We start from the raw sequence: 18716 nt of genomic DNA on the forward strand, positions 1-18716 counted from the left end.
GTTCGGACTGGATTAAAGCACGCCGGCTTCGGTCTTGAGCTTCTCGACCAGCTCGGCCACCGACTTGACCTTGACGCCCGCCTTGCGGCCGGACGGCTCCTCGGTCTTCAACACCTTCAGACGCGGCTCGGTGGAGACGCCGAAGTCGGCAGGTGCCTTCTTGTCGAGCGGCTTCTTCTTTGCCTTCATGATGTTCGGCAGCGAGGCATAACGCGGCTCGTTGAGGCGCAGGTCCGTGGTCACCACCGCCGGCAGCTTGACCTCGATCGTCTGCAGGCCGCCATCCACTTCGCGGGTGACCTTGGCGCTTCCCTCACCGATCTCGATCTTCGAGGCGAAGGTTGCCTGCGCCGAGCCCAAGAGGGCCGCCAGCATCTGGCCGGTCTGGTTCGAGTCATCATCGATCGCCTGCTTGCCGACGATGATCAGACCCGGCTGTTCGGCCTCGGCCACGCCTTTCAGGATCTTCGCCACTGCCAGCGGCTCGACTTGATCGTCGGTCTCGACCAGGATGGCACGATCCGCCCCCATGGCGAGCGCCGTCCTCAGCGTCTCCTCGGCCTTGGCCGGACCGATCGACACCACCACCACCTCTTCGGCCTTGCCGGCTTCCTTCAGCCGCAGCGCTTCCTCGACCGAGATCTCGTCGAACGGGTTCATCGACATCTTCACATTCGCAAGCTCGACACCCGTGCCATCCGCCTTCACGCGGATCTTCACGTTGTAATCAACCACCCGCTTCACCGGGACGAGAATCTTCATGGAAACCTTCCTTCATGATCGCCGAGACCGATTTCGGCCAGGATCTCCGCAGTGTGCTCACCCAATCGGGGCGAGCGGCGGGACGGGTTGAACGAGGCCCCCGAAAATCTGATCGGCGTCCGCAAGCCCGGCACACCATCGAGTTCGACGAGCATTTGGCGATGATGGAACTGCTCGTCGGCAAACAAGTCGCCAACCGTATTGATCGGCCCCGCCGGCACGGTAGCTTTTTCGAGTGCTTCTAAAAGACTGTCTCGGGTCCACAAAGCCGTCTTCGCGGCCAACGTTCGTTCAAGAACTAGCCGGTTCTGGACACGTTGAGCGTTTGTCGCGAACGCCTCGCTGACAGGCAGCTCAGGCATGGCCAACACCTGACACAAACGGGAGAATTGACCGTCGTTTCCGCAGGCGACGATGATATAGCCATCAGCAACGGGAAAGGTCTGATACGGCGCAATATTCGGATGAGCATTGCCCATGCGCTTCGGCGTAACTCCCGAAGCCAGGAAATTCATGCTTTGGTTGGCCAACACCGCAGCCATGCAGTCGAAAAGCGCCATGTCGATGTGCTGGCCGCAACCGCTGTCTTCGCGTGCTTTCAGAGCGGCCTGAATAGCAATGACGCCGTAAAGGCCTGTGAAGATATCGGCGAACGCGACGCCCACTTTTTGCGGCGACCCATCGGGCTCTCCCGTCAAATCCATGATGCCGCTCATGCCTTGGATCATGAAGTCATAACCTGGCCGATGCGCATATGGGCCAGTTTGGCCGAAGCCGGTCACGGAGCAATAGATCAAGCGCGGATGTGTCGGTTGGAGGCTCTGGTAGTCGAGGGCAAACTTCTTCAACCCCCCAACCTTGAAGTTCTCAATGACTATATCAGCGGAGGCGATCAGCGCCCGGACGGCTCTCATGTCATCGCTTGAGTTAAAATCCGCGATCATCGATCTTTTGCCGCGATTGCACGCGTGAAAATAGGCGGCCGAGCGCTTGCCTTCGCCTTCGTCGATGTACGGCGGACCCCAATGGCGGGTGTCGTCACCGTCCGGACTTTCGATTTTGATGACATCGGCCCCCAGTTCTGCCAGCGTTTGGCCGATCCACGGACCTGCCAGGATGCGAGCAAGTTCCACTACCTTCAGTCCGGCGAGGGGTGCTTGCGACATTATATGTCCTCGATGATGGGGATCAGAAGAAGGCTTGAATGCCGGTCTGAGCGCGACCGAGGATGAGAGCATGGACATCATGTGTCCCCTCGTACGTATTGACGGTCTCAAGGTTCTGGGCATGACGCATGACATGATACTCGATCTGAATGCCGTTGCCGCCGTGCATGTCGCGGGCTTGCCGAGCGATATCGAGGGCCTTGCCGCAATTGTTACGCTTGACGATGGAAATCATTTCCGGCGCCATCTTATGATCGTCGAGGAGCCGTCCGACACGCAGCGATGCCTGAAGCCCGAGTGCGATCTCCGTTTGCATATCGGCGAGCTTCTTCTGATAGAGCTGCATACCTGCAAGCGGCTTGCCAAACTGCTTGCGATCAAGGCCGTATTGCACGGTGCGAATCCAGCAGTCCTCCGCCGCACCCATGACGCCCCATGAGATGCCATATCGCGCTCGATTAAGGCACCCGAAGGGGCCTTTGAGGCCTGAGACATTCGGAAGCAGTGCGTCCTCTGTGACCTCGACGCCGTCCATGACGATCTCGCCGGTGATCGAGGCACGCAGGCTCAGTTTGCCGCCGATCTTCGGAGCCGAAAGGCCCTTCATGCCTTTTTCGAGCACGAAGCCGCGGATCTCATTGTTATGGGCTTCGGATTTCGCCCACACGACGAAAACATCGGCGATTGGCGAATTGGAAATCCACATTTTCGCACCGCGAAGACGATAGCCGCCTTCGATCTTTTCCGCACGAGTCTTCATGCTGCCCGGGTCCGATCCCGCATCCGGCTCCGTCAGGCCGAAGCAGCCAATCAAGTCGCCGGAAACAAGGCCCGGCAGGTATTTCTTTTTCTGATCGTTCGAGCCGTAGGCAAAGATTGGATATATGACCAGTGAGGACTGCACGCTCATCATTGAGCGGTATCCGGAATCGATGCGTTCGACCTCACGGGCAACGAGGCCGTATGCCACATAACTCGCATTCGCGGCGCCGTATTCCTCTGGCAATGTTATTCCAAGAAGCCCGGCTCGACCCATGAGGCGAAACAGCTCGGGATCCGTAACTTCATCAAGATAGGCCTCCTGAATGCGAGGCAGCAATTCTATTTTGGCGAAAGCCGCTGCTGTGTCGCGGATCATCCGCTCGTCTTCCGCAAGCTGTTCATCAAGGAGAAAAGGGTCGTTCCAGGCGAACGTCATCGTCGTATCTCACATTTGGACTTCCTCTAGGATGTCAGCAAATTTGCGCGGTGAGAAACGATGTTTACTCATCGAGGTATGAGGTATAGTTATAGCTGATGGATCCGCTACAACGTCGTCTGCTGCCCTCGACAACCGCTCTGGCGGCATTCGATTCCGTCGTCCGCCTCGGAAGCTTTTCCGCCGCCGCCGTTGAGCTGACGTTGACTCAGGCGGCGATAAGCCGCCAGATTCTGACACTCGAGGAGCGGCTTAACACGACGCTCTTCATACGCGGCGGGCGCGGCGTGGCGTTGACGCCTCAAGGCGTCGTCTACCACAAATCGATTCAAGAGGCTCTTGCGTTGATCCGAACAGCCTCGTTGCACGCTATAACGGGCTCGCCGTCGGCAACGCTGAACCTTGCCATTCTACCGACGTTCGGAACGCGGTGGCTTCTACCTCGCATTCCAAATTTCGTTTCTGAGCATCCCGAAGTGACACTCAATTTTGCAACGCGTATCGGAGTCTTTGATTTCGCAAGTGAAGGCATTGACGCGGCGATCCACATCGGCGGCGATGACTGGCCGAACGGCGAATGTACGTTTCTTATGGAAGAGATCGTCGCACCGGTTTGCAGCCCTGCGTTTTTGAAAGACAGTGCAATTGTCTCGGAGCAGGATCTTCTACGCTTACCGCTTCTCCAAATGCGCTCGAGACCCCTTGCTTGGGAAGACTGGTTTTCGAGCCTGGGAATTGAAGGCAAGCCGCTAGCAAATATGGGTTTCGAGCAATTTCTCGGTGTTGCTCAAGCTTGCATAGCGGGTCTCGGCGTAGCCTTGATGCCTCTTTTTCTCATCAAACCTGAATTGGACAGCGGGCAACTCATTGTTGCCTCACATCATCGGGTGCGAAGCAGAAGCAATTACTATCTTGTGTCACCGGAAGGGCTGGAGCCTCCCAAGCCTGTCAAAGCATTTCGAGAATGGCTTCTGCGAGAGACAGCGGAATTCCGTGAATTGGAATCGGCTTCATTGCCTAGCCAATATTGAGGTTGCCCGAACCAAATGGACTCCGTCGGCGGCCGGAGGGGGAGCACTCGGCCTACACAAGCGGATGGACCGCACGGCGGCAGCTTGTCGTCGTTCTGTCCTTGCCGCACCAGGGGAACGTCCGAAGCAAACGACCAAGGTTATAGATTTGCACTTTTTAAGCCTGTCTATCCATATAGTAAGTTCCGGCGAGTCTCGAAGGCTTTTGCGATGGCATCGACGACGTCTTCAGAGCGCTGCGAGGCGAACGTCATGGCTTATGCAAACACCGAGTCCTGCAACCCTCGGCGCAAATATCGTCACCGCTCGAACGGCTCGCCGAGTGAGGCGACGCCGTTGAGCTTCAGTAGGCGGCGATCTACCGAGATGATGCCGAGGACGATGATCGTCACGAGATAAGGCAGGCATGCCAGCAGTTGTGAGGGAACGGCAAGCCCGCTTGCCTGGGCGGCAAGACCCATCAGCGATACCGCGCCAAACAGGCAGGCGCCTAAGAAAATCCTTGATGTCAGCCAGGTGCCAAAGACAACAAGAGCAATGGCAATCCAGCCACGACCGGCGATCATGCCGTCCGCCCAGAGCGGTGTGTAGATCGTCGCGGCGTAGGCACCGGCAAAGCCTGCCATCATGCCGCCGAACGCAACCGCGGCGAAACGGATCGCGATGATGGGGTAGCCAATGGCATGGGCGGCTTTCGGATTTTCACCGACAGCGCGCAGGACCAGGCCAATCTTGCCGTAGGCAAACAGCGCCCAGATGCCTAAGGTCAAGACAAGGGAGATCCAGACGACGATATCCTGATTGAAGAGCCCGCCGACGACGGGAATCTCCGAAAGCCCGGGGATCGCGATCTTCGGCAGCGTGGTGACGGTCAGGCTTTCATAGCTTTTGCCAAACAGCGCCGAGAGGCCCTGACCGAGAATCCCGAGCGCAAGACCGGCCGCGACCTGGTTTGCGTTAAACCCCAGAATGATACCGGCAAAAATCATCGAGAGGAGAGCGCTTCCGAGACCGGCCGCGAGGAAAGCCAGAAAATGACCGCCCCCGTGATAAACAACAATGAACGCGATGACGGCACCAAGCGCCATTAGTCCCTCGACGCCGAGATTGAGGACGCCGGCGCGCTCGACGACAAGCTCACCTAAAGCCGCCAGCAGAAACGGGGTTGCGGCCGCCAGCATGCCCGCGAGAATGAACTCGACAGCGCTCATGATGCGCTCCGGGCGGACACGGGGCGCCATACGATGCGATAGCGCACGAAAGCCACGGCGACGAGATAGATGAGGAGCAGGCTGCCCTGGAAGACGCGGACGGCCGCGATGGGTAGATTGGCGGAAACCATGGCATTGTCGCCGCCAATGTAGAGCGCGGCCATGACGATCGAGGAAATAACGATGCCGATCGGATTGAGGCCGCCAAGATAGGCAACGATGATGGCCGCGTAGCCATATCCCGTCGAGATGGAACGCTGCAACTGACCAAGGGGGCCGGCAACTTCGGCAGCGCCCGCAAGACCGGCCGCCGCACCGCCGATGATCAGCGAGAGCCAAATTGCCCGGCTCTCCTTGAAGCCGGCATAGCTTGCCGCGCGGGGAGCCAGTCCGCCAACCTGCAATTTGTACCCGGCGAAGCTTTTCTGCATGAAGATCCATGCCGCGATCGATAGGCCGACCGCGAGGAGAAGCGAGACATTGACGCGCGTCCCCTCGAACAGGATCGGAACCATGGCGTCGTACTGGAACATGACCGACTGAGGAAAATTGAAACCGTTCGGATCTTTCCATGGCCCGAGAAGCAGGTAATTGAGCAATTGTGCGGCGACGAAGCTTAGCATCAGAGAGACGAGAATTTCGTTGGCATTGAGCCTGACGCGCCAGAAGGCGGTGAGGGAGGCCCATACCGCACCCCCGATGGTGCCGAGCAGCAGCATCGTCGGCCAGATCCATTGGCCTGTCGCCTGCGGCATCCAGATGGGTATGGCGGAGGCGAAGATTGCGCCGAGAATGAATTGACCCTCGGCACCGATGTTGAAGACCTTCGCCCGAAAGCCGATCGCCAGACCCTGAGCGATGAGAAGCAGTGGGCCGGTTTTCAGCAATACTTCGGAGAATGACGCCCAGGAGAAAAATGGCTCGATCAACATGGCGTAGATCACCGCTGCCGGATCACGACCCATGGCGACATAGAGGCCCAAATTAAGAGCGATAGTGACGATGAGGGCGATCGGCGGCGCAAGCAACTTCGCGGTGAACGAGGCCCGTTCCCGGCGAACGAAGGTGGGTAGGGCGGCGGAGAAGGAACTGCTCATGCGGATAGCTTTTCCCGTTGGGGCTGTGCGCCGATCATGTATCGACCGATCTCTTCCGGTTTTGTATCGCGTGTGACGAGCGGCGGGCTAAGCGTGCCATGATACAGGACCTGGATGAAGTCGCTGAGCTCGAACAATTCCTCGAGCTCTTCGGATATGACGAGAATGGCCATGCCTTGATTGCGCAGCTCGATCAGCCGCTTACGAATGGCAGAGGCCGCGCCGACGTCTACGCCCCAGGTTGGCTGTGCAAGAAAGAGCAGTTTCGGCGCCAGCATGATTTCGCGTCCGACGATGAACTTCTGCAGGTTTCCGCCGGAAAGTGAGCCGGCTTCCGCATCCGGGCCTGGCGTGCGCACGTCATAACCCCGGATGCACTCGTTTGCGAAGGCGGTGGCCCTGGCGCTGTTGAGGAGACCATGTCTCACGAGCCTCAAGGGATGAGCTGTCAGCAGGCTGTTGAGCATTAGCGACATCTCGGGAACTGCGCCGTGACCGAGCCGGTCTTCCGGGACGAAGGCAAAGCCCAGTTTTCGACGGCTGGCGGCGTCGAGGCTACCCACATCCCGTCCCATCATGAAGATCTGGTCGCGCTTGTCCCGCGGCAGGGTCGTTTCCCCCGAAATCAGCGCGGCAAGTTCCTTTTGTCCATTGCCGGAAATACCGGCAATGCCGAGAATCTCGCCGCTGCGCACGCTCAGGCTGACAGCGGAGAGCGGCACTGCGAAAGGATCGCCTGGCCGGTAGTCGAGGCCAATGATTTCCAGGCGCTTTTCGCCCTCGGCCATCGGCAATGCGGCCATCGGCTCCGGCATATCGCGGCCGATCATCATGCGGGCGAGATCATGGGCGTCGTGCTCGCGCGGATCCACATGTCCGGTCACGCGTCCGCCGCGCAGGATAGTGGCACGGTCGCACAGGGACTGGATCTCCTCCAGCTTGTGCGAGATGAAGAGGATCGACACGCCGCCGTCGCGAAGTCGGCGCAGCGTGTCGAACAGCTTCCCGACGGCTTGCGGCGGCAGGACCGATGTCGGCTCGTCGAGGATCAGCAGTTTCGGATCGGTCATCAGGCATCGGATGATTTCCACCCGCTGCCGCTCGCCGACCGACAGTTCATGCACGTGGGCCAGCGGATCGACTTCAAGTCCGAATTCATCCCCCAATGTGCGGATGCGCTTCGCAAGTTCGGCCGTTCGGCCTGACACGATCAGCCGGATGTTTTCGACAACCGTGAGACTCTCGAACAGCGAGAAATGCTGAAAGACCATCCCGATGCCGGTGCGCCTCGCCTCCGCGGGGGAGGCAAGGCTGAGGGGGTGTCCATGCCAGGCAACAGTCCCGTCGTCCGGTTGTTCGACGCCGTAGATCAACTTCATCAGGGTCGATTTGCCGGCGCCGTTCTCTCCAAGGATGGCATGGATCGAGCCGGGGACTACGTCCAGATCGATATGCTGGTTGGCATGGGTCTGGCCGTAGCTTTTGGAGATGCCGCGCAGCGACAGCAGCGGGATGGTCATGATTGACTTACTTCGGCAAAGGCGTCTTCACACCTTTGACATGCCAGTCCATCGCGACGATCTGGGCATCCGTCAAGGTTGCGCCCGAGGCCGCTCCTTCGCTGCCGTCTGCCTTGGTAATCGGGCCGGCGAACGGGGAAAAGCCGCCGCTGGCGATCTTCGCTTCAATCTCCCTGATCTTCGCCATGGTGTCTGCCGGGATCGCCGGGCTCCAGTCGACGACTTCGACGACCTTGTCGGCGACGCCGAGGAACGCGTTGGCACCTTTGAAGGTACCGGCGAGATGGGCATCGACCGATGCCTTGAAGAAGGGTGACCAGTCCGTGGAGATGCAGCCGAGATAGGTTTTCGGCGCATATTTCTTCATCGAGGAGTTCAGATTGAAGGCGTAGACACCCGCTTGCTCGCAGGCGGAAATGACCGAGGGCGTATCCTGGGCATTCGAGAATATCACGTCGCAGCCCTGCGAGATCAATGCCTTGGCTGCTTCCTGCTCCTTGGCCGGATCGAACCAGGAATTGACCCAAACGACCGATACCTCGATGTCCGGCTTCACGGCCTGCGCTCCCAGCGTGAAAGCGTTGATGGAGGTGATCAATTCGGGAATGGCAAAGGCGGAAACAGAACCAAGCTTGCCCGTCTTGGAGACAGCGGCCGCCGCCATGCCAAGCAGGTAGGTCCCTTGAAAATACTTGGCGGCAAAGGGTGAGAAATTCGGTGCGACCTGGAAGCCGGAGGCATGCAGGACGGTAACCTTGGGGTTGCGGCGGGCAATCTGAAGCGCGCCGTTCTGATAGCCGAACGAGCCGGCGATCAGGAAGTGATTTCCGTCGGCGACCGTCTTGTTCATGATGCGGTCGGCATCCGGGCCTTCCGCGATGTTCTCAATCACGGTCACCTTGACCTTGTCGCCATAGGCGGCCTTGATCGGATCAAGGCCGGCAGCCAGCGCATGCCCCCAGCCGACATCGCCGATCGGCGAGGGCACGACGAGCGTGATGCCGAGCGGTTCGTCGGCGGCAAAGGCGGAGCGACCGGTGAAGGCCGTTGCGAGGCCTGCGACGGCCGCGCTCTTCATCAATGTTCTGCGGGTCAGATTCTTCTGCATCCCAGTTCCCCTTTTTCGTTTTCAGAATTCTACTGTTGCAAGTGTTGCCTCGGCCGCCGCAAACAGTGCGGCCTCATCCAGTCCGGTGAATTCACCGCCCTGCCAGACAATGCGTCCGTTGATCATGGTCATATCCGTCGGCATGCCGATCCCGACCTTGGCAATGAGGCTCAGCGGGTCATGCCGCGTCCCGACATAGTCCATCCGTCGCGTGTCGATTGCGAAGAGGTCGGCCGCCATGCCCGGGGCAAGACGCCCGATATCCGTGCGCCCCAGCAGGCTCGCGCCTCCGCCTGTCGCGTACTGGAGAAAGTCAAGCGGGGCGGGGGCGGCATGCTGACGCGTCGAGGCTGTCAGGCACTGCAGCATGTAGGCGGAATGGATGCAATGCATCAGGTTTGAGTTGTCGTTCGATGCCGCTCCGTCGCAACCAAGACCGATACGTAATCCGAAGGCCTGCATCGCCGGGATGTCGGTCACTTCGGCGCCGACCAGGTAAACCGGCTCGGGGCAATGGGAGACGCCCGTGCCGCTCGCTGCCATTTTGTGTAATTCGTCGTGCGTCAGTTCCCAGCAATGAGCATAGAATGTGTCGGGGCCGGCAAAACCCAATTCGGCGCAGTAGTCGACCGTGCGCATTCCATGCCGCGCTTTGATGACGGGGCTTTCGCCCTCGCCGACATGCGTGTGCAACTGCACGCCGCGATCTCGCGCCAGCGCGACCGACTCGACGAAGGTTTCGCGATAGCAATTGACTGGCTGGCAGGGGGCGACCACCACCTGGCGCATGCTGAAGGGGCTGGCATCGTGATAGCTATCGATCAGCCGCGCGCAATCGGAGATGAATTCATCGGTGGTTTCGAGCATGGCATCCGGGATCGTCGACCCCTCGGATTTCGGCAGGGTATTGCCGCCGCGGCCTGCGTGAAAGCGCATGCCCAGAAGTTCGGCCGCCTCGAACTGACGATCGATCAGGCGCTTTCCCGCATGGCGGGGAAAGCAATATTGATGGTCGAATGCGGTGGTGCACCCATGCTTGATCATCTCGGCCATTGCAGTGACCGAAGCGTGATAGAAGCAGTCCTCCGTCAGTCGAGAGAAGATCGGATAGATCCGGTCGAGCCATTCGATGACGGAAAGCTTCGTCCAGTCGAGGTCGGCCCGATTGCGCACGAAGCACTGAAAGAAGTGGTGATGCGTATTGACGAGCCCCGGATAGACGAACCAGCCGGAGGCGTCCTGCGCAACGATGCCCTCGGGCAAGGCGTTCAGCGACAGGTTCTCCCCGATCGCCTGGATCGCTGGACCCCTGGTGAGCAGGTCGACATTCCGGCGCACGCTCGGCCCGTTGCCCTCGTCGATGATAACAGCCGCACAATTCTTCAGAAGATAGCCGGTCATTCCATCATTACTCCCCAGCCGGATGCGGATCGGGTTTCAGCTCGTGCAGGCGGTGAATGCCGGGCATTTCGATGAAACCGGGCAGGCTGCGGATGGCGCGCAACCAGAGCCGGATCAAGGGATAGGGATCGAGCGAGACGCCGCCGTCGGGTGCAAGCGCCACATAGGGAAAGCAGGCGATGTCTGCGATCGTCGGCTGGCTTGCCGCAAGGAACCGCATTCCGCGCTCGCCCTGTTCGAAGAGGCCAGCCTCCAGCTCGCGCAGGGCCGCAATCCCCTGAGCCTGCAATGCCTTGATATCTCCCGGTCGCAGCAGCATTTCGTGGAGCCGCGCGCCTCCAAGGTTTGCGGTCAGGCGATGCGAAAAGGAGAGCCATTGCTGCACGCGCGCCGTCTCCTGCGGCGAACTATGGCCCAGCCATTCCGGCGCACCACTGGCAGCGAGATAGGCGAGCATTGCTGTGGACTCGGTGAGCACAAGATCGCCATCCTCGAGGATTGGAATAGACCCCGCCGGATTGAGCGCCAGAAGCTCCGGTCCGCGATGCTCCGCACCGGGATGGAAATCGACTGGCCGGATTTCGAGCTTGATGCCCAAGAGTGCGGCCATCAGACGTACTTTGTAGCAGCTTGGCGATAAAATGTAGTCGTAGAGTTTCATTGTGCGACCAACTGTGCGCCGTAGGTATAGTTATGGCGCTTGAGCCATCGCCTATAGGCGACCGAGGTGAGGTCGGCCCTTGTCGGAATTTCCATGCCCGGATCAAGCGGAAGAAGCGTGGGTATCTGGTTTTCGAGGATCGAGCGATCCTGCAGGAAGATCGTCTGCTGAAAGTGGATGAGATCGGTCATCGGTGTATCGTCGTCGAAGAGAGCCATCCATGGCCATACGTCGCAAAGGTCTTCCGCAAGAGGCTGCACGAACAAGGTGATGACGTCCCATTCGCCCGGTCGCGGAGGGCACGTCTTATAGAGCACTGAACAGGTCGGTGCCGGCACGCGGTACATATATTCGGTCGTAATGCCGCCGGACGCCGATTTTGCCGCCTGCGGCTGGTAGAACTTCACCTGCGTTGCCCAGACTTCATCCTCACTCTCGCGGATCTCGACCTTGTAATTTTCGACCTCCGTATGCGGTTCTGCACCGAGGATATCGGTGTGAACGAAGGGAAAATGCGCGATGTCGAGAAAGTTCTCCACGGCACGAAGCGGTGAACAGCGCACGCGGACTACACCGACATCGACGAAGCGGCGGCCTGGCTGATCGGCTTCCGGAATGGCGAATAGCTCCCTGTCCGGCTTTCCGAGGGAGGACCAGACATGGCCGTACCGGACGCGGACGGGAAGGGAGCGTCCATTGTCGGTCACCACCCGCGCATTCCCGTCGCGATCGCGCATGACTTCGATCGCCTCGCCCATCAGACAGGTCTTGCTTCCCTTTTCGCTGAGCTGGCTGAAAAGGCCGACCGGATACCATTCGTCGATCATCGCGCCGCCTGTCATTCCGCATTCTCCCTTTGGCGTTCTTCCGCCCGGCGGCGGAGAGATTCGGCAATACGGGAAGCCGTCAGACGGTTTGTCGGGCTGCGGTCCTGTTCGATCATGAGATGAAGGAGCGTATGCTTACCCTGGCGCGCGAGCAGCAGCACGATCCAGGGGAAATCAGGCAGGTGGATCAGCCCGTTTGCGTCGGTCTTTGCTCCTGCTACGATCTCGATTGCCGCAACATCCGCTTCCATTGTTAGCGAGCGCAACGGTATGAGCTTGTCGAAGCGTGGGGGCTGTGTCGCCGGTTGTCCGGCGGCTATCCATAAAATACCGCCCGATTCTTCGACCCGCTGGACAGCGACACGGATGGTTTCCGGAGGGACCAGATCGGGATGAGCCGGAATGCGAATGCATCCGCCCGACGGGGAATAGCTCCATCCGTGATAGATGCAGGACAGCGCCTCACCACGGACAAAACCATGCGACAATCGCATTCCGCGATGTGGACAGCGATCTGCGGATGCGGTTACGCGGCCCGACTGGCTGCGCCACAGGGCAATTGAGCCGGCCGACGACCAGGCCGGTATGACCGTTCCTGGTGGCAGATCAGAGGAAAGGGCAACTGGCGCCCAAGATCCGGCCCCATCAAATGGCATAGCCTTAACTCTCTTAATTTTACCAATGACTTAGCGCCACCGGTCATAGGCAGGCGCCGATCCCTGCATCCCCTCAGCCCCCGGAAGCTTGCATAAATAATTCGCATTGGCAACATTGATTAAATAAAAGGCAGAAAATCAGGGATTGCTAAGACGCGATATTTCGGGGCGCTCAATGACTCTGCGCTGGATCTCCTCGACCCAGACGTCGAAAGGACCGAGTGAACAGCCCATTTCCAGCATATCGATTAATTCCACGGGGCCGGCAACCTCAAGCTCGATCCTATCTGCGCCAAAATGGAAGAATGTCTGCGAAAGTCCAAGCTTATTGGCGTGGCGTTGGATCCACGGGACGAATGAGCTCGAGTTGACGTCGCCAAGGATGGTCATGTGTTCTCGAAACTCACCCTGTCGTGGCATCTGCAAATGGCCCTTGCTTGATATCAGGCTGGTAGAATAGCTGCTTGAAGAGTTTGCGAAAAGAGGAACGTCTGGCGCGTTCGAGGCATGACCTCGTCAACCGTCGGGCTGCGCGCCAGCTCGTATCCTTTCAAGGTGGACTGCAGCAATGGCGACAGACGGTCAAGGATCTCCCGTGTGAGCCTCTCGCAAGCGAGCACCATGTCTGGCTGCGCAGCGGCCGCCAATCGCCCAGGTCCTGGCGATCAGGCCTCTGAGAACGAGCTGCGCTGCCATTGACAGAAGTTTTCGCATTCCGCCCCTCCTTGCTCACACTGTCGGGCCGGAGGCGCGGATATAATTGCGCCAGCCGCCGAACTCGGTAATCTCACGACCGCCGGTGACCGCATGAGCCTCGCAGAGAAAACCGGTGACGGAACTGCCGTCATTGAGCGTGACTTTGCCGACGCCAAGTGGCGCCGGAATGTTCTGGACGAAACGGGCGAATGCCGCAGGTGGCAAGGCCCAGACTTCGACCTCCACGCCGTTACCCGTAAAGCCGGGATCGCGCAGCAGCCCCGGCTTGGGCGGGATCGTGCCGGGGAGGGCAAAGAGCCGGTAGCTGCCGTCCGTCCGTCCGCTCCTCAATTTATATCCGCCCGGTCGCGTCAGCTCGTGGTTCAGAGGCATATCCGTCAGATGCGCGCCGACCACCACGATCGGCACGAAGTCGTCGGCCGAAGGCGCTACGCGGCTTGCCTCCGGCAGCGCGGCTTTGCGGTCCTTGCCCATTCCGGTATCCAGCGCTCGATGCATGGCATCGGCGAAGGGGGCCAGCGCATCGTCGGTGAAGGCGGGTCCCACCAGCATCACACCTGCGGGCAGATGGCCGTCGGCGTCAAATCCGGCGGGAATGGCAATCGCCGCGCAATCGAGCAGGTTGGCGAAGTTGGTATAGCGGCCAAAGTGGCTGTTCCTGACGATCGGGTCCGCTTGCATCTCTTCGACCGTGTAAGTGGTGGGGGACGTCGGCAGCATCAGGAAATCCACCTTCTCCCATTCGGCCTTGGTTTTCTGCCGCAATGCTTCCAGCTTGTACCGGCCTTCGAAGGCGTCGACTGCGTCGTAGGCTTTTGCCCCTTCGATGATGGCGCGCACCGTCGGATCGAAGTCGTCGCCATTCGTCGCCAGGAACTCCTTGACCGCCGCCAGCCGCTCGGCGACCCAGGGGCCGTTATAGAGCAGTTCGGCCGCTTGCCGGAAAGGAGCGTAGTCGAAGGGCACGATCACAGCGCCCAGCGATCGCGCCCGTTCGATGGCGGCGTCATAAAGCGCCTCCACATCCTTGTTGCCGTAGAACTCCCGTTCCGCAGCGTCGAGAACGCCGATACGCGGGCGTGTCGACGGCAAGCTTGCTGGAGCGGCTTGCCGCGAGAACGGATCGCGGGCGTCGTAGCCTTCCATGATCTTGCGGATGGCAATGCCGTCGCCCACAGTCGCGGCAAAGATAGTGACGACGTCGACGCTGCGGCAGGCGGGCACCACGCCGACATTGGGCACTAACCCCGGCGTTGGCTTGATGCCGACAAGATTGTTGAATGCTGCCGGCACGCGCCCCGAACCGGCGGTGTCGGTGCCGAGCGAAAAGCTCGCGAGACCTGCCGCAACGGCGACCGCCGAGCCTGAGCTGGAGCCGCCGGAGACGTAATTGCGATCAAACACTGAGCGCGGCGCGCCATGCGGCGAGCGCGTGCCGTTCAGTCCGGTCGCGAACTGATCGAGATTGGTCTTGCCGATCACGATGGCGCCGGCAGCCCTCAATCGCGCGACTGTCGTCGCATCCGCCTGCGGGTGATAGGCGAAGGCCGGGCAGGCGGCCGTTGTCGGCAAGCCCGCTACGTCGATATTGTCCTTGACCGCGAAGGGAATGCCCCAGAGCGGCAGGCTGTTGGATTCTGGCGCACGCGCCACCAGTTCACGGGCCGCAGCTCGCAAGTCGTCCTCGGGCGTCATCGTGATGAAGATGGCCGGATCGTCCGATGCCCTGCATCTTGCGATGATCTCTTCCATTAGCTGGAGCGGCGACAGGCCGGCCGCATAAGCGTGCCTCAGCGAAGCAAGATCGAGAATGGTGGGAAGCATCAGATTTCCTCCAGAATGACCAGCACATCGCCGGCTTTGACATTGCGCCCAGGGCCGGCGCGCAGATCGCGGACGCGTCCGGCGGCATGTGCGGTTACGTTGATTTCCATCTTCATCGATTCGATGATTGCCAATGTGTCGCCGGCAGCCACTGGCTGGCCTTCTTCGACCAGTATCTTCCAGACGTTGCCGGGCACGGCGCTTTCTATCCCGAAGCAACCCTCCGGTATGTCGCCGTCGAGGCCGGCGCCTGCGCCTTCCTCGACGGTGAAGCTGTCGAGACCGAGTTCCTTCCACCGTTGCCGTTCCGCTTCGAAAGCCGCCTGCTGCCCTGATTTGAAGGCGCCTATCGCGGCGACTTCGCGGACAAGCCCGGCTTCATAGGCGGCATAGGAGAATTCGGTCTCCTCTATCCTGACCGGATAACCCCCGTGTGGGAAGGCGGCGCGGGCTTCTGTCAGCTCTTTGTGACTGACGGGGAAGAAGCGGATCTGATCGAAGAAGTCGAGCAGCCATGGCTTGTCCTTGGCGAAGACCGCAGTCTGCCGCCAACTGTTCCAGACCTGGATGGTGCGGCCGAAAAGCTGGTAGCCGCCAGGCCCCTCCATGCCGTAGATGCACATATAGGCGCCGCCGATGCCGACGGCGTTTTCCGGCGTCCAGGTACGAGCTGGATTGTATTTCGTCGTCACCAGCCGATGGCGCGGGTCGACCGGGGTTGCGACCGGCGCGCCGAGATAGACATCGCCGAGGCCGAGCACCAGATAGCTGGCATTGAAGACGACGTCGCGCACCGCCTGTTCATCCGGCAGGCCGTTGATACGACGGATGAACTCGATATTGGAAGGGCACCAGGGCGCGTTCGGGCGCACCAGTTCCTGATATTTGCGCATGGCAAGCTCGGCATCCGGATCGTTCCAGGACAGCGGCAGGTGCACGATGCGGCTGGGGACCTTGATATCCTGCGCGGCCGGCAAGCCCGCCTCGATCTCGGTGAGCAGGCCGAGCAGGCGTTTGCGGGTCAAGGTCGTGCCATCGTAATGGATCTGCAGCGAGCGGATGCCGGGCGTCAGATCGATGATGCCCGGCAGGCGAGCCTGGACGATCGCCTGCATCAAAAGCTGCACGCGCAGACGCAGCGCGATATCAAGCGTCATCGCCCCATATTCGACCAGCAGATTGTCGTCGCCCTGGCGGCGATAGACGACGGGCACGGGTCTTTCTTGGCTCTGGCCGACGATCCCCGACCCTGCTGCATCGCCGAGGCGCTGCAGCCTCGGACCGGCGATGGGGTCTTCTGCACGTTCAGCAGGACGAAACCGGATTTTGTCACCGGGCTTGAACTGGCCCATCTTCCATTGCTCGTCGCGAGCGATGACGGCGGGGCAGACGAACCCACCGAGGCTCGGACCATCGGGGCCGAGAATGATCGGCATGTCGCCGGTAAAGTCGATCGCGCCGATCGCATAGGCATTGTCATGCAGGTTGGAGGGATGAAGGCCGGCTTCACCACCGTCGCTGCGTGCCCATTTTGGCGCAGGACCGATCAGGCGCACGCCGGTGCGGGCGCTGTTGAAGTGCACCTCGTATTCGGTCGAGAACAACGTTTCGATATCGTTTTCGAGAAAGAAGTCGGGCGCACCGTGCGGGCCGTAGAGGACACCGACCTCCCAGGCTCGGGTCAAAGGGGCGGGCCGGCCTGCCGCCTCCGTTTGCTGCTGTGGCGTGCGTGCCAGCCTCAGAACATGGCCGGTCTGGAGCGTGCCGGTGGCATGGCCCCCGAACCGTCCGAGGCCGAAGGTCGCCCTGGAGCCGAGCATGACCGGCGCGGAAAAGCCGCCGGCAACGGCGAGGTAAGACCGCTGGCCCGGCCCCTCTATCGCACCAACGGCCAGTGTCTGCCCCGCCCACGCACTGACGGCTTCGCCATGTGGCAGCAGTACGCCGTCGAGGGTCATCGGCATGCAGGCGCCTGCGAGCGCGATCGTAATGTCGGAAAAGAATTTAAGCACCGGCCCGGAAACAGTAAGTTCCAGCGCCGCGGTTTCGTCAGCATTGCCGACGAGCCTGTTTGCATGACGAAACGAGCGCTGGTCCATCGGGCCGCTCGGCGGCACGCCGACATGCCAGAGGCCGAGCCGGCCGGGCAGTTCCTGAATGCTCGACTGCGCACCCGGCGCCAGCACCTCGATCACATCGGGCACGAAAGGAAAGTCCCTGAGCGCCGTCGTCGCCACGTCGCCGCTCGCCAGCAGCTTGGATCCTGCTATGGCCTGGAGATATTGCAGATTGGTCTCGATGCCGGAGATGGAGCTTTCCGCCAGCGCGCGCTTCAGCTTCTCGATCGCGGCCGGCCGGTCCTCGGCTGCCACGATCACCTTGGCAAGCATCGGATCGTAGAAAGGGGTGACTTCGGTGCCTGTCTCAATCCAGCCGTCGACGCGCACGCCCGCCGGAAAGACGACCTCCGTCAGCAGGCCGGCGCTCGGCCGGAAGCCGGCATGCGGCATCTCTGCATAGAGGCGCGCTTCGATCGCCACGCCTTTAGGGGCGAGGGTTTCGCCGCCGGAAATGATATCCTCGCCGGCAGCTTGACGGATCATCCATTCGACAAGATCAATGTCGTAGACGGCTTCCGTAACCGGGTGCTCGACCTGCAGGCGGGTATTGACCTCGAGGAAATAGAATTCCTCGAGGGCAGGATCATAGATGAACTCCACGGTTCCGGCGGACTGGTAGTGCGCGGAAGAGCCAAGCGCCACGGCCGCGGCATGCAGGCGCTCGCGTATCTCAGGCGAAAGACCGGGAGCGGGCGTCTCCTCAATCACCTTCTGATTCCGGCGCTGCAACGAGCAATCGCGTTCGCCGAGCGCGATCACGCGGCCCTTGCCGTCGCCGAAGATCTGGACCTCGACGTGCCGTGCCTTCGATACGAAGCGTTCGAGATAGACGCGCGCATCGCCGAAACTGGCCTTGGCCGTGCGCTGCACGCTTTCGAAGGCGGCCTTAAGACTATCGGCATCCTCACAAAGCTGCATGCCGATGCCGCCGCCGCCGGCCGTCGATTTCAGCATGACCGGATATCCGATCTCAACCGCCGCAGCGAGCGCTGCGTCGCCCGTCTCGACGAGACCGCTGCCCGGTAGCAGCGGTACGCCGCTTGCGCGCGCCAATTCGCGGGCCGTGTGCTTGAGCCCGAAGGCGGCGATATTATCCGGCGTCGGGCCGATGAAGGCGATGCCCTCCTGCGCCAGCCGCTTGGCAAAGCCGATGTTTTCCGAAAGGAAACCGTAGCCGGGATGCACGGCTTCTGCGCCGGTAGCCTTGCAAGCCGCAATGACGGCGTCGACATCGAGATAGCTTTCGGCGACCGGCGCCGGACCGAGCCTGACGGCCTCGTCGGCCATCAGCGATGCCTTGGCGAAGCGATCGGCGTCCGAATAGACGACGACGGACGCGATGCCCATGCGCCTCAGCGTCCGGATGATCCGGACAGCGATTTCGCCGCGATTGGCGATCAATATCTTCCTGAACATC

General features: G+C 60.6%; 15 protein-coding genes. 1 reads left to right on the forward strand and 14 read right to left on the reverse strand.

The window, feature by feature from the left end:
- Positions 1 to 12 precede the first annotated feature (12 nt).
- The 3 genes from PH547_RS26685 to PH547_RS26695 are packed head-to-tail and all read right to left on the reverse strand — an operon-like array spanning position 13 to position 3126.
- On the reverse strand, positions 13 to 762 hold the full coding sequence (locus PH547_RS26685) for an electron transfer flavoprotein subunit beta/FixA family protein (protein ID WP_285169881.1): 750 nt from the start codon (positions 760 to 762) through the stop codon (positions 13 to 15).
- Positions 759 to 1928 carry a CaiB/BaiF CoA transferase family protein gene (locus PH547_RS26690; protein WP_285169883.1) on the reverse strand — a complete coding sequence of 390 codons (1170 nt, stop codon included), beginning with the start codon at positions 1926 to 1928 and terminating at the stop codon, positions 759 to 761. The genes PH547_RS26685 and PH547_RS26690 overlap by 4 nt, the downstream gene beginning before the upstream one ends.
- A 22-nt stretch (positions 1929 to 1950) precedes the next feature.
- Positions 1951 to 3126, reverse strand: a complete 1176-nt coding sequence (locus PH547_RS26695) for an acyl-CoA dehydrogenase (protein ID WP_285169884.1) — start codon at positions 3124 to 3126, stop codon at positions 1951 to 1953.
- A 98-nt stretch (positions 3127 to 3224) separates the two neighbouring features.
- Here PH547_RS26695 and PH547_RS26700 point away from each other — a divergent pair, with 98 nt between their 5' ends.
- Positions 3225 to 4157 carry a LysR family transcriptional regulator gene (locus tag PH547_RS26700; RefSeq protein WP_285169885.1) on the forward strand — a complete coding sequence of 311 codons (933 nt, stop codon included), beginning with the start codon at positions 3225 to 3227 and terminating at the stop codon, positions 4155 to 4157.
- 299 nt (positions 4158 to 4456) lie between these two features.
- Here the strand turns inward: PH547_RS26700 and PH547_RS26705 are convergent, their stop codons facing one another.
- From PH547_RS26705 to uca, 11 genes are all read right to left on the reverse strand, one after another.
- Positions 4457 to 5368, reverse strand: a complete 912-nt coding sequence (locus PH547_RS26705) for an ABC transporter permease (RefSeq protein ID WP_285169886.1) — start codon at positions 5366 to 5368, stop codon at positions 4457 to 4459.
- A complete protein-coding gene (locus PH547_RS26710) occupies positions 5365 to 6465 on the reverse strand; it encodes an ABC transporter permease (RefSeq protein ID WP_285169887.1) in 1101 nt (366 codons plus the stop codon). The genes PH547_RS26705 and PH547_RS26710 overlap by 4 nt, the downstream gene beginning before the upstream one ends.
- Positions 6462 to 7985: an ABC transporter ATP-binding protein gene (locus PH547_RS26715; RefSeq protein ID WP_285169888.1), complete on the reverse strand. Its 1524-nt coding sequence runs from the start codon at positions 7983 to 7985 to the stop codon at positions 6462 to 6464. Before PH547_RS26715 ends, PH547_RS26710 begins: the two co-directional genes overlap by 4 nt.
- A gap of 7 nt (positions 7986 to 7992) precedes the next feature.
- Positions 7993 to 9093, reverse strand: a complete 1101-nt coding sequence (locus tag PH547_RS26720; RefSeq protein ID WP_285169889.1) for a BMP family ABC transporter substrate-binding protein — start codon at positions 9091 to 9093, stop codon at positions 7993 to 7995.
- 21 nt (positions 9094 to 9114) lie between these two features.
- Positions 9115 to 10494, reverse strand: a complete 1380-nt coding sequence (locus tag PH547_RS26725; protein ID WP_285169890.1) for an amidohydrolase — start codon at positions 10492 to 10494, stop codon at positions 9115 to 9117.
- A 7-nt stretch (positions 10495 to 10501) separates the two neighbouring features.
- On the reverse strand, positions 10502 to 11155 hold the full coding sequence (locus PH547_RS26730; protein WP_285169891.1) for a glutathione S-transferase family protein: 654 nt from the start codon (positions 11153 to 11155) through the stop codon (positions 10502 to 10504).
- Positions 11152 to 11997: an aromatic ring-hydroxylating oxygenase subunit alpha gene (locus PH547_RS26735; protein WP_285169892.1), complete on the reverse strand. Its 846-nt coding sequence runs from the start codon at positions 11995 to 11997 to the stop codon at positions 11152 to 11154. The genes PH547_RS26730 and PH547_RS26735 overlap by 4 nt, the downstream gene beginning before the upstream one ends.
- Entirely contained in the window at positions 11994 to 12638 is a 645-nt protein-coding gene (locus tag PH547_RS26740; RefSeq protein ID WP_285169893.1) for a Rieske 2Fe-2S domain-containing protein, read from the reverse strand. Before PH547_RS26740 ends, PH547_RS26735 begins: the two co-directional genes overlap by 4 nt.
- 138 nt (positions 12639 to 12776) lie before the next feature.
- Entirely contained in the window at positions 12777 to 13028 is a 252-nt protein-coding gene (locus PH547_RS26745; RefSeq protein WP_285169894.1) for an acylphosphatase, read from the reverse strand.
- A gap of 339 nt (positions 13029 to 13367) precedes the next feature.
- On the reverse strand, positions 13368 to 15179 hold the full coding sequence (gene atzF / locus PH547_RS26750) for an allophanate hydrolase (protein ID WP_285169895.1): 1812 nt from the start codon (positions 15177 to 15179) through the stop codon (positions 13368 to 13370).
- Positions 15179 to 18715: an urea carboxylase gene (uca, locus tag PH547_RS26755; RefSeq protein WP_285169896.1), complete on the reverse strand. Its 3537-nt coding sequence runs from the start codon at positions 18713 to 18715 to the stop codon at positions 15179 to 15181. Before uca ends, atzF begins: the two co-directional genes overlap by 1 nt.
- Between the last annotated feature and the right edge of the window lies 1 nt (position 18716).

Origin of the sequence: Rhizobium cerradonense (genome assembly GCF_030182455.1) — a bacterium.
Taxonomy (GTDB): domain Bacteria; phylum Pseudomonadota; class Alphaproteobacteria; order Rhizobiales; family Rhizobiaceae; genus Rhizobium.

Coding starts and splice junctions, on each gene's coding strand:
- PH547_RS26685 (WP_285169881.1), bottom strand. CDS start 762: ATGAAGATTCTCGTCCCGGTGAAGCGGGTGGTTGATTACAACGTGAAG.
- PH547_RS26690 (WP_285169883.1), bottom strand. CDS start 1,928: ATGTCGCAAGCACCCCTCGCCGGACTGAAGGTAGTGGAACTTGCTCGC.
- PH547_RS26695 (WP_285169884.1), bottom strand. CDS start 3,126: ATGACGTTCGCCTGGAACGACCCTTTTCTCCTTGATGAACAGCTTGCG.
- PH547_RS26700 (WP_285169885.1), top strand. CDS start 3,225: ATGGATCCGCTACAACGTCGTCTGCTGCCCTCGACAACCGCTCTGGCG.
- PH547_RS26705 (WP_285169886.1), bottom strand. CDS start 5,368: ATGAGCGCTGTCGAGTTCATTCTCGCGGGCATGCTGGCGGCCGCAACC.
- PH547_RS26710 (WP_285169887.1), bottom strand. CDS start 6,465: ATGAGCAGTTCCTTCTCCGCCGCCCTACCCACCTTCGTTCGCCGGGAA.
- PH547_RS26715 (WP_285169888.1), bottom strand. CDS start 7,985: ATGACCATCCCGCTGCTGTCGCTGCGCGGCATCTCCAAAAGCTACGGC.
- PH547_RS26720 (WP_285169889.1), bottom strand. CDS start 9,093: ATGCAGAAGAATCTGACCCGCAGAACATTGATGAAGAGCGCGGCCGTC.
- PH547_RS26725 (WP_285169890.1), bottom strand. CDS start 10,494: ATGACCGGCTATCTTCTGAAGAATTGTGCGGCTGTTATCATCGACGAG.
- PH547_RS26730 (WP_285169891.1), bottom strand. CDS start 11,155: ATGAAACTCTACGACTACATTTTATCGCCAAGCTGCTACAAAGTACGT.
- PH547_RS26735 (WP_285169892.1), bottom strand. CDS start 11,997: ATGACAGGCGGCGCGATGATCGACGAATGGTATCCGGTCGGCCTTTTC.
- PH547_RS26740 (WP_285169893.1), bottom strand. CDS start 12,638: ATGCCATTTGATGGGGCCGGATCTTGGGCGCCAGTTGCCCTTTCCTCT.
- PH547_RS26745 (WP_285169894.1), bottom strand. CDS start 13,028: ATGACCATCCTTGGCGACGTCAACTCGAGCTCATTCGTCCCGTGGATC.
- atzF (WP_285169895.1), bottom strand. CDS start 15,179: ATGCTTCCCACCATTCTCGATCTTGCTTCGCTGAGGCACGCTTATGCG.
- uca (WP_285169896.1), bottom strand. CDS start 18,715: ATGTTCAGGAAGATATTGATCGCCAATCGCGGCGAAATCGCTGTCCGG.